This is a genomic window from Bifidobacterium sp. LH_230, from assembly GCF_056357555.1.
Genome location: NZ_JBKEWJ010000001.1, coordinates 55,281 through 65,753 on the forward strand (window position 1 = coordinate 55,281; position 10,473 = coordinate 65,753).

A 10,473-nucleotide genomic window follows, 5' to 3' on the forward strand; every position below is an offset into this window, starting at 1 on the left:
TCGTCGCATGGGCCGTCGCCGCAGCAGTGGAGCCGCGGACGACGGCTCATGCTGCGTCTGCCGATCTTCATCATGCTGATCGGCATACTCGTCTACGTCTCGAACGCGACCACCGTCCCGTGGAGCAACGAGCCGACCGGCCAGAGGATCGCCTCGCTCGACGCCAGCACGGCCGTCACGTTCAGCAATCCGCGGCATGTCGCCCTGCATCAGGTCGGCGACTTCGACGTCACCGAACGCACCGTGTATTTCGACGCGACGCAGCCGTCCACCGGCGAGACGCAGCACATCCGCATGCTGATCCGCGAGCCGAACGTCACCGCCGACGATTCTGCCAGTGCGACCGCAGACACTGCGACCGGTTCCACCGCAACGCACGATCTGCCCGCCGTCGTCTTCATGCACGGTGCGGGTCACGGCGGCACGCCGGACGACTCGTTCGGCGACATCGCCACCGACATGGCCTCCGCCGGATTCGTCACCGCCGTCATCGACAAACCGGTCTGGTCGACCAACGACATCACGCGCGACTACCCGGCCTCCGCGGCCGCCTACGATCAGGCCATCGGCATTCTGCGCGACTTGCCGAACGTGGATGAGTCGAACGTCGGCATCTACGCGACCAGCGAATCGACGTGGATCTCCTCGTACCTGCTGCAACAGGACCGGGACATCGCGTTCCAGATCCTCTTGAGCCCGATGGTGTTCACGCCGCGCCAGTCGCTCGGATTCCTCGCCGCACAGGACTTCACGCTCGTCGGCGCGAACGCCGGCTACCAGTCGATCGTGCACCGCGTGTTCAGTTTCGACACGGCCCTGCTCGGCCTGACCAACTTCGACCTCGCGGACATCCCGAACCCGGCGGCCTATGCGATACCGACGTTCGTCGCGTACGGGTCGAAGGACGTGATGACCGCGCAGGTCAGCGGCACCGAGACGATCCTCGATCTCGCGCGGGCCGCCGGCAACGCGGACGTGACGGTGCGCACGTACCCGATCGCCAACCATGTGATGCGGTTGGGCAGCGACGAAGAGGCCGGCACGCCGTTCGCCGACGCGTACACGCGCGACGTCGTCGACTGGGCGGCCGGAACCGTGGCCGGGCTCACGCAGACCAGCGAGCGGGTCGCCGGCGATTCGCTGTACCAGTCGATCGCCGTGCCCGACGATCCGGTCGCGCGGCGCGGACTGACCGTGTACGGACTGCTGTTGCACGCTTCGATGGCCGTGACGCTGCTGGTCGCGATGGTCGTGTCCGTGGTCGCGGCGGGATATTCGATTCGCGGACGGCTGCGGGGGCGACGTAACGTGCTGGGATTCGCGCACGGATTCGGTCACGCGCTGCTGACGCTCACGCTGACCACCGTGGCGACGCTGCTGCTGTTCGCGGCCGGACTGGGACAGGTGATCATGGGCGTGGTGCGGCTCGCATGGGGCAGTGCGCCGGGCGACGATCCGGGCATCATGCGCTGGAGCTGGCCGGTCATCCAGATCGTGTGCACGCTCGTGGTGTGGGCGTGGAGCGGCGTGTTCGCGCGGCTCATCGAGGTCGCGGCGTCGCGCGGCATCCTGCAATGGCCGCCGCGGTCCGGCTCCATCCGCGCGGTGGTGACCGGACGCGAACCGGTGCTCGCCTCCACCAGGCTCGGGCGCGTGCTGTTCTGGGCCACCGTCTCGGCGATGCTGCATATACTGTTGTTCTTCGCGTTCTGGGGTTTGTTCGTGTACTAGTGCTTTGACGGACCAATGGTATTCTTGGCTCCCTCGGTCGAGGGTCGAGCCGTGAAGCAAACGCCGGAGGCGTTTGTAGGCGAGGTGCGAGCGACAGCGAGCCAGCAGAGCGCGGCCGTAGGCCGTCCGCAATTGCAGGACGCTGTCAGCCACAGGCTGACTGAGAGAGCGTCAACCACATCACGTTAAGCTTGACAAAGTCACTAGTGCTTGTTTGGACTTGACGGGTTGAGCATGTCACCCCCTCAGTCAGCTTCGCTGACAGCTCCCCCTTCAGGGGGAGCAAACCCAACCGGGCGGACACGATTACGGCACTGGGGTGGCAGCTCCTTCAGGGGAGCATAATAAAAACGGTCACACTACGATTGGCACAGTACCGGGCCGCGTATCGAGAAGCGCAGAAAGGAGCCGTTCACATGCCGCTGTACCGCGACGAGGCCGTCGTGCTGCGCACCGCCAAACTTGGCGAGGCCGACCGCATCATCACCATGCTCACGCGCGGCCACGGCAAGATCCGTGCCGTCGCCAAAGGCGTGCGCAAGGTCAAAAACCGCTTCGGCAGCCGACTCGAACCGTTCATGCGCGTCGACGTGCTCATCGCCACCGGCCGTTCCCTCGACGTCGTCTCCCAGGCCGATTCCATCGCCGCCTACGCCGCGCCGATCTGCGCCGACTACGACGCGTACGTGGCCGCCGGCGTCATCGTCGAAACCGCCGACAAACTCGTCTCCGCCGAACACGAACGCACGCCCGCGCAATACCAGCTGCTCATCGGGGCGCTGCACGCGCTTGCCAGACATGCGCACGCGCCGGCCATGATCGGCGATTCGTACGTGCTGCGTGCGCTCTCGGTGGCCGGATGGATGCCGCGGCTCGCCAGTTGCGTGGTGTGCGGGGAGCCTGTGGGTGCGCCGGCGTACCTGTCCGTGGCGTCGGGCGGCGTGATGTGTGCGGCCGACCATACGCCGGACGCACACCGGGTCGAACCGGCGGTGCTGCGGCAGTTCGCGGCGCTGGCGCACGGGGACTGGACGGTGCTGGACGCCGGCGGTGCGGTCGGCGCGGCTGGCGTGAGCATTCCAACCGGCTCGACAGTCCCCACCGAAATCATGACCGGGAGCGTGAACGGGAGCGCGAACGTCGGTTCGACTGGTCCGTCCCGCCCCACCGGTCCGACCGAAATTGTGACCGGGAGCGCTCCCAGTCACGTTCCCGGTGCGGGCGGCGGCTCGGTCAACGGTGCGCTGCTGCCGGCCACGCGCCGCCTCGTGGAGGAGTGGAGTGAGTACTACATGGAACGGCCCATTCGTTCACTGCGCTTGCTAGATTAGCGTCTATGGCTTTTGAGAACGTCGACTACACGTCGCTTGACATTCCGGCGGCGCCTTTTTCCGACCCGTCCATCATCCCCGATTTCCCGAAGAACAAGGTGCCCCGCCATGTGGGCGTGATCATGGACGGCAACGGCCGGTGGGCCAAGCAGCGCGGCATGATCCGCACCAACGGGCATCAGGCCGCTGAGCCGGTGGTGTTCGACACGATCGCCGGCGCGATCGAGGCGGGCGTGCGCTACCTGTCGCTGTACACGTTCTCGACCGAGAACTGGAAGCGCTCCCCGCAGGAGGTGCGCTTCCTGATGGGCTTCTCGCGTGAGATCATCCACCGCCGCGTGGCGCAGATGGACGAGTGGGGCGTGCGCGTGCGCTGGTCGGGCCGCCGTCCGAAGCTGTGGAAGTCGGTGATCGACGAGCTTGAGGTGGCGCAGGAGCGCACCAAGAACAACAAGACGATCGACGTGATATTCTGCATCAACTACGGCGGCCGGGCCGAGATCGCGGACGCGTGCGCGGCGATCGCCCGTGAGGTGCGCGACGGCCGCATCTCCGGCGACCGCGTCACCGAGAAGATGATCGCCGATCACCTCTATCTGCCCGACGTACCCGACTGCGATCTGGTGATCCGCACCTCCGGCGAGCAGCGCACGTCCAACTTCCTGCCGTGGCAGGCCGCCTACGCCGAGTTGGACTTCGTGCCCGAGCTGTTCCCCGACTGCGGCCGTCAGGTCCTGTGGCGCTCCATCGACCACTATGTCCACCGCGACCGTCGCTTCGGCGGCGTGACCAAGTAACGCCCCTCGACTCCCACATCCTTACCGTATTTATGACGCGGAGCGTGACCGGGAGCGGGGTCGCAACATGGGACGAGCTTCAAAACCATTGGTAAATAAGGGTTTTGAAGCTCGTTGGTTTATTGCGGCCCCGCTCCCGGTCACGCTCCCCGTGCGGTGTTGGGTTCGTGCCTACTCCAGTCCGATGGACTTGAGGTGGTGGATCTTGAGGCTGTCGACCTTCAGCGACCCGGACTCGGCCACCAGCTTGACGGCGCGCGGGCCGTCGGACGCGTAGGAGTAGGAGCTCAGCACCTGATGACCGTGGTTCACATACACCTCGACCGAGCCGCGGTCCACGAACACGCGCAGCTCCAGCTTGCCGGTCAGCTCGTCCGCATCGAGCGGTGCGGCACGGTAGCCGCGGTCGCCGTGCTTCATCGCGCCGCGGTCGACCACCACGCGGCCGATCTGCTCATCGAAGCCGATCGCCGTGTATGCGCCATCCTCGGTCGCATGCACGCGCAGGCCCGCACGCTCGGCACTCGAGGCGTCCAAGTCGATCGTCATCTCGATCTCCACGGCCTCGGCATCGTCCAGCAACACCTTCTCGCCGTCCTGCTCGAGTTCGATCGCACCGAAGTCGATCGTGTCTTCGCGAAGTCCCTCGATCTCGGCAGCCGGCGCGGTGTGGATGTCGCCGCAACGCGAGCCGAGCGTGATCTCGCGGGGGAGCGTGAGCTGGCCGCACCAGCCGTCGTCCTCCATCGGGATCGGCTGGATGAACGGGCTCATCCAGCCGTACATGATCTGCCGGCCGTCACGGCCTGGCGCCTCGGTATCGCCGGCGGCGGTATTGAACGACTGCGGCGCGTAGTAGTTGTGGCCGCAGTCCCACAGACGGAACTCGGTTTCCGGCACGAACGCCTCGCCCGGCGTCCACGAGCCGATTTGGTAGCCGGCGGCTGACGTGCTGTGGCTGTCGAAACCATGCTTCTTCGCGCCCATCGCCGAGTAGCCGATGACCCACTTCTCGTTGCCTTCGGCGTCGCGGATCGGGAAGAAGTCGGGGCATTCGAGCATGAACACGTCCGGGTCCGGATGCTGGAACAAGACGGTCTCGAACGTCCAGTCGACCATGTCGCTGGAGGAGTACAGCCACATCTGGCCGCGCTGCTCGGCGGAGGAAACGCCGAACGTCATCCACCACTTGCCGGCGGTCTTCCAGACCTTCGGATCGCGGAAGTGCCAGTGGACCTGCTCGCGCGGGCAGTCGACCACCATGCCGCGCTTGGTGATGTGCGTGAGCGTGTCGTCGTCCGGCTCGGCGAGCATCTGCACCTGCCATTCGCCGCCGGTGTTGTCCACGCCGTTGGCCCAGCGGTGGCCGGTGTAGAAGAACTTGACCTTGCCGTCGTCGCCGATGACCGCGCCGCCGGAGAACACGCCGTTCTTCTCCTGCTCGAGGCTCGGGGCGAACGCGATCGGCTCGCGGCGCCAGGTCACCATGTCGGCGGAGGAGACGTGGCCCCAGTGCATCGGGCCCCACTGGGTGCCGTACGGGTGCAGCTGGTAGAAGACGTGCCAGCGGCCTTGGTAGTAGCACAGGCCGTTCGGGTCGTTGATCCAGCCGCCGTTCGAGGCGATGTGGAACTTCGGGTACCAGCGGTCGTTGCGGGTGGCGGCGAGCTTGGCGACGCCGGCTTCGGCCTTGGCGAGTTCGGCGTCGTGGTCGGCGATCGGGGTGAGGATGGGGGTTGCGCTCATCGTTGAGTTCCTTTCTGAAGTATGTGATGGTGAGGTGCGGATGGTGAATGCCGAGATACGGAATATGCGAGAAAGGGTGCCCGGAGCGAAAAAAGGGGAAAACGCCGCCGGGCACCACGATGATGTCGATCCGCCGTGCTGGCTGGTGCCGTCCGGCTGCGTGGCGTGTCGCAGGTGGAGACTCGCCACGCAGGAACCTGGTCGGGTTCGGTCAGATCAGTGGATGAGGAGGGGGAGAGGATCAGGCCTTAGCCGCTTCCATCTGACGCAGCTGCTTGTCGGTGTAGAACGGGTCGCCGCCGACCTCCTGATCGTCCTTCTTGATGATGAAGAAGCCGTAGATCAGCGCCGCGAGCACGATCGCGGAGATGACCCAGAAGGTGACGCGCGAGCCCATGTCGTTGTTCGGCAGCAGCTCCTTCATCTGGCCGTGGAACCAGCCCAACGGCGTGGAGAAGACGATCTGGCCGACCTGCGAGGCGATCTGGAAGCCGACCATGTACAGCGTGGCCGACAGCTTGGTGTCGAAGTGCAGGGTGAAGTAGCGGAACGCCGGCAGGCAGAACAGCGGCACCTCGATGGAGTGGAACAGCTTGACGATAGAGACGGTGACCGGATCGTGGAACACGCCGCACAGGCCGATGCGCAGGAACATGACGGTCGCGCCGAGCAGCAGGGAGTTGCGCACGCCGATCTTTTTCATGATGATCGGCACGACGCCCATCATCGCGGACTCGAGGAACACCTGGAAGCCGTTGAGCGTGCCGTAGGTCGCGTTGCCGATGGCGGCGGTGGGGAACAGGCCGGCGTAGTAGACCGGGAACATCTGCTGGTCGAACACGACGTAGAAGGTGTTGGTGAACAGCATGAAGACGATGAGCACCCACAGGGTCGGCATGCCGAGCACGTCCACCATCTCCTTGAACGTCGGGCCGGACTTCTCGGCCTTCGGATCGGTGGCCTTCTTGAGTTCGTCCTTCTGCTCGGCCGGAACCCAGAAGGCGTAGACGCCGAGCATGATCAGGCCGCAGATGGAGCCGACCCAGAAGTTGATCATCGGGTTGATGTTGAACATGAAGCCGGCGCACAGGGCGACGATCGCGTAGCCGAAGGAGCCCCAAGCGCGTGACTGGCCGTATTCGAAGTTGAACTTGCGCGAGTAGCGTTCGGTGACGGCCTCAAGCAGCGAGCATGCGGCCATGAAGCCGGCCGACAGCACGATGGAGCCGATGAGCGCGCCGACCCAGCGGATGGAGCCACCGGCGGCGATCATCGGATGGTAGACGAACTGGACGAACGGGCCGACCAGCGCGGCGATGACGGAGGTGACGATCACGAGGTTGCGCTTGATGCCGAGCTGATCCTGGATCGCGCCATATGCGAACATGATGATCATGGTCGCGGTGGAGTTGATGGCGTAGATGGTGCCGATCTCGGTGTCGTTCAGCTGAAGCGATTCCAGCCAGATACGGAAGAAGGACCACCAGACGCCCCATGAGCAGAAGAACATGAAGATGCCGAAGGAGCTTTGCAGGTAGGAAGGATTCTTCCATGCTGCGGTCTTGCCTGCTGCCATTGCATTCCCTTTTCTCTCGCGGCCGCTGCCATGCGGCCGTCTCTGTTTGATGTTGTGCTGTGTGTTGTGGTTATGGGGATTTCTCTCCGAGCTGCCGTGCCCTTGCGAGGAATCGTGATTTGAGTATAAAGCGTCAATCGATTTACGTCAATCGATTGACAAATATCGGCGTGTCGAGTCAATCGATTGACGTTTGGGTAACGTTAACAGTGATTCAGCAAGCGGGGATCGCGGCGGTTCCGGCATTGGTGCAGTGGGTCTCCGATGGTGCGTGGCGGTTCGTTCGCCGCCTTGGATGGGGTGAACGAACCGCCACGGGGTGTGAATGCAGGTCTTAGTCGATCGCATGGGCCTGGTCGCCCCGCACCGACTCCTTCTCGATCAGCGTGCAGTGGATCTTCGCCGGAATCGGTGCGTCGAGCGGCGGGATCGCAGCCGTCGTCTGCGGTCGGGCGAACGAACTCAGATCACGCTTCGGCTCAATCAGCGACACCAGCTTCAACGCGGCCCAGTATCCCATCTCGTAATGCGGCAGCGCCACCGTCGTCAGCTGCGGCGAGAGCGTCTCCGCCAGCACGCGGTGGTTGTCCACGCCGACCACCGACACGTCGCGCCCGATCTCGAGTCCTCGCCGAGCCGCGCACTCGTACACGTACCAGGCGCGCGCGTCGTTGAAGCAGAACACGCCGTCCGGCCTCGCCCGGTCGAACAGATCACTCACCGCACGCAGCGCGGGTCCGTTGTTGAGCACGTTCGCGACCAGCGACTCGTCGAACGTGCGCCCCGCATCCTCCAACGCCTGACGGTAGCCGGTCAACCGCCGATCCTGCGCAAGCAACGGTTCCGAACAGCCGACGTATGCGATGCGCTCGCGTCCCGCGTCGATCAGCCGCTTCGTCGCGTCGTACGCGATGAGGATCTCATCCGGCTCCACGCTCGGATACTCGCCCTTGTTGTCGGTCGCGTCCACCAGAACCAGTGGATAGTCGGTGAGCGTGTCCGGCACATCGATGTGCCGGTTCGACATCTTCGCGTACATGAACCCATCCACGCCGTAGCGTTTGAGCGTGGCGATCTCGTCGTTCTCGTTCGACGCGCCGTCCGTGTTCACCGTGAGCAGCATGTAGCCGAGCTGACTGGCCGCGTCCTGCGCGCCGAGGATGATGCCGCCCGCGTATGGCGTGGTGGCGACCTCCTCGCTGATGAAGCCAAGAATGCGCGTCTTGCCGGTACGCAGCGAACGCGCGAGCGGATTCGACCGGTAGCCGAGCCGTTGGGCCGTGGCGCGCACCTTCGCCGCGATCTCGGACTTCACGCGTCCCTGATCGCGGTTGTTGAGCACCAGCGACACCGTGGACACGGACACGCCCGTCTCGAGTGCAATCTCCTTCATCGTCGTCATACCGTCAAACGATACACCCGTTGCGGTATCGGCACATCATTTGGGCAAACGCTTTCCGTTTTTGCTTCCATGAAGAACTATTTCGTTGAAAAAATAGCATAAGAAGCGCCAAATCGCGGTAGCGACACGCCGAGGTCTCAAAAAAAGCGTTTTCCGGAGGAATGCGCGGGATGGGTTTCCCTTAATCTGATAGTGGCCCCTCCCTTTTTGGGCTGTGCTGGGGCGAGTTGTATGAGAGGGAGGTGTGTGGTGTCCTATATGGAACCGGTTCGAGAATCCGTGGTGCAGACGGCTGACCGTTTGGGCGCAATGTCGCGTCAGCGGATGTCGAGCACCCTGCACTGGCGTTCGATGATTAATGCGTTGCTGATGACGGTGGACGCCGTGATGTTCATGATCGCCGAGTTCTTGGTGCTGGGCTTGCGTCAGGAGACACTGCCCGCGTATTCGATTCGGCTCGACCGCCCGGTGATGGTGTCCGTCTGCCTGATCTGCTCCGCCTCGATCTGGATGGTCTGCCTGAACGTCGTGGGTATCTATCACCGTCATGTGATGGGCGACGGATACCGCGTCAACCTGATGATCGTCCAAGCGGGGGCGTTGTGCTGGTTGACCCTGTGCGCCCTGTGCTTCCTGCTTGATATGAACCTTTCGCTGACCGGACTGACCCTGACGGTGACTGTGGGCGCGGCGCTCACGATAATCGGACGCATGGTGGCTCGTCCGCTCATCCAGCGGCAGCGCGGCCGCGGCATGTTCACCTATAACACGGCGGTCGTCGGTTCGCCCGCGGGCATCATGGAAACCCTGCGATTCCTCGGGCAGCGGCAGCAGCTCAACTACAACCCGACCGTCATCTGCCCGGTGCGCTGGGATGAGGCCGGCGAATGCGTCGCAGCCGATCACGACACCAACCGGCTGATGACTTACCTCGAAGACCTTTCGGCGGGAAAGGGACGGTTCTCGCTGATCGAATACGGTGACGCCGGTCTCGCTGAGCGGTTCGTCGACATGGGCGTGCAGACCGTGATGGTGTGCGACGTGTTCCACCGGTTCTCAGACCAGTTCAACACGTTCTCGGTGCGCATGGAATCGATGGGGTTGGAGATCGCCCTCATCACTTCCGCGGCCGATGCGGCCGGCCATGAGACCCAGATCCGATCGATTCAGGACACGACCATCCTCACGTTGCGTCTGCCGCAATATTCCGCGGCGACCCGCATCGTCAAACGGCTGTTCGACGTGCTGCTGTCCTGCATCGCGCTGCTGATGTCGGCCATCGTCACCGTGCCCGTCGCCATCGCCATCAAGCTCACGGACGGCGGGCCGATCTTCTACACGCAGCGCCGTATCGGCTTGCGCGGCGAACCGTTCGACATGATCAAATTCCGGTCGATGGTGGTCAACGCCGACGAACTCAAGGCCGAACTGGCCAGACAGACCGGTCAGGAGGACCGTTTCATCTTCAAGATGAAGAACGACCCGCGCATCACGCCCGTAGGCCGCTTCATCCGGCGGTTCTCCATCGACGAGCTGCCACAGTTCCTCAACGTGCTCAAGGGCGACATGTCGATCGTCGGCCCGCGGCCGCCGCTGCCGGAGGAACACGCGCGGTACAACCAGATCTACGCCACACGCATGCTCGTCAAACCCGGCATCACCGGCCCCTGGCAGGTCTCCGGCAGATCCGATCTGTCCGCCGAGGAAAGCGAGCGGCTCGACGTCGCCTACGTACAGGACTGGTCGATCACCGGCGACCTCATCCTCATGCTGCGCACGGTGTCGGCCGTGCTCGCGCAGAAAGGCGCATACTGACGCTCCCGGTTCGTGCCGGCCAGCAACTCTCTCGCACTTCTCTCGCATACGACCCCAGAATAACGAAGGAATACA

Annotated in this window: 6 protein-coding genes and 1 pseudogene; 4 read left to right on the forward strand and 3 right to left on the reverse strand. The window is 64.0% G+C overall.

What is annotated here, in order from left to right; all coding sequences use genetic code 11:
* Positions 1-48: 48 nt before the first annotated feature.
* The 3 genes and pseudogenes from AC1A0G_RS00210 to AC1A0G_RS00220 all read left to right on the forward strand — a co-directional run bounded on the left by AC1A0G_RS00210 (position 49) and on the right by AC1A0G_RS00220 (position 3,859).
* Positions 49-1,731 (forward strand): alpha/beta hydrolase family protein, encoded by a 1,683-nt coding sequence (locus AC1A0G_RS00210; RefSeq protein ID WP_476526824.1) that lies wholly within the window; start codon positions 49-51, stop codon positions 1,729-1,731.
* Between the two features lie 416 nt (positions 1,732-2,147).
* Positions 2,148-2,777: pseudogene (gene recO / locus AC1A0G_RS00215) on the forward strand (DNA repair protein RecO); the annotation flags it as partial.
* Between the two features lie 290 nt (positions 2,778-3,067).
* Positions 3,068-3,859, forward strand: a complete 792-nt coding sequence (locus tag AC1A0G_RS00220) for an isoprenyl transferase (protein ID WP_476526648.1) — start codon at positions 3,068-3,070, stop codon at positions 3,857-3,859.
* A 171-nt stretch (positions 3,860-4,030) separates the two neighbouring features.
* Here AC1A0G_RS00220 and AC1A0G_RS00225 read toward each other — a convergent pair whose 3' ends face one another.
* From AC1A0G_RS00225 to AC1A0G_RS00235, 3 genes are all read right to left on the reverse strand, one after another.
* The gene (locus AC1A0G_RS00225) at positions 4,031-5,605 is read right to left on the reverse strand and encodes a glycoside hydrolase family 32 protein (protein WP_476526649.1); all 1,575 of its coding nucleotides are present in this window, start codon (positions 5,603-5,605) and stop codon (positions 4,031-4,033) included.
* 241 nt (positions 5,606-5,846) lie between these two features.
* Positions 5,847-7,181, reverse strand: coding sequence for an oligosaccharide MFS transporter (locus tag AC1A0G_RS00230; RefSeq protein ID WP_476526650.1), 1,335 nt, complete (start codon positions 7,179-7,181; stop codon positions 5,847-5,849).
* Positions 7,182-7,515: 334 nt separating this feature from the next.
* Entirely contained in the window at positions 7,516-8,583 is a 1,068-nt protein-coding gene (locus AC1A0G_RS00235; RefSeq protein ID WP_476526651.1) for a LacI family DNA-binding transcriptional regulator, read from the reverse strand.
* A 258-nt stretch (positions 8,584-8,841) separates the two neighbouring features.
* Between AC1A0G_RS00235 and AC1A0G_RS00240 the strand changes: the two genes are divergently transcribed.
* The gene (locus tag AC1A0G_RS00240; protein WP_476526826.1) at positions 8,842-10,398 is read left to right on the forward strand and encodes a sugar transferase; all 1,557 of its coding nucleotides are present in this window, start codon (positions 8,842-8,844) and stop codon (positions 10,396-10,398) included.
* Positions 10,399-10,473: the final 75 nt, after the last annotated feature.

Excerpts from the sequence above, each read along its gene's own strand:
- AC1A0G_RS00210 (WP_476526824.1), top strand. The coding sequence starts at position 49 with ATGCTGCGTCTGCCGATCTTCATCATGCTGATCGGCATACTCGTCTAC.
- AC1A0G_RS00220 (WP_476526648.1), top strand. The coding sequence starts at position 3,068 with ATGGCTTTTGAGAACGTCGACTACACGTCGCTTGACATTCCGGCGGCG.
- AC1A0G_RS00225 (WP_476526649.1), bottom strand. The coding sequence starts at position 5,605 with ATGAGCGCAACCCCCATCCTCACCCCGATCGCCGACCACGACGCCGAA.
- AC1A0G_RS00230 (WP_476526650.1), bottom strand. The coding sequence starts at position 7,181 with ATGGCAGCAGGCAAGACCGCAGCATGGAAGAATCCTTCCTACCTGCAA.
- AC1A0G_RS00235 (WP_476526651.1), bottom strand. The coding sequence starts at position 8,583 with ATGACGACGATGAAGGAGATTGCACTCGAGACGGGCGTGTCCGTGTCC.
- AC1A0G_RS00240 (WP_476526826.1), top strand. The coding sequence starts at position 8,842 with ATGGAACCGGTTCGAGAATCCGTGGTGCAGACGGCTGACCGTTTGGGC.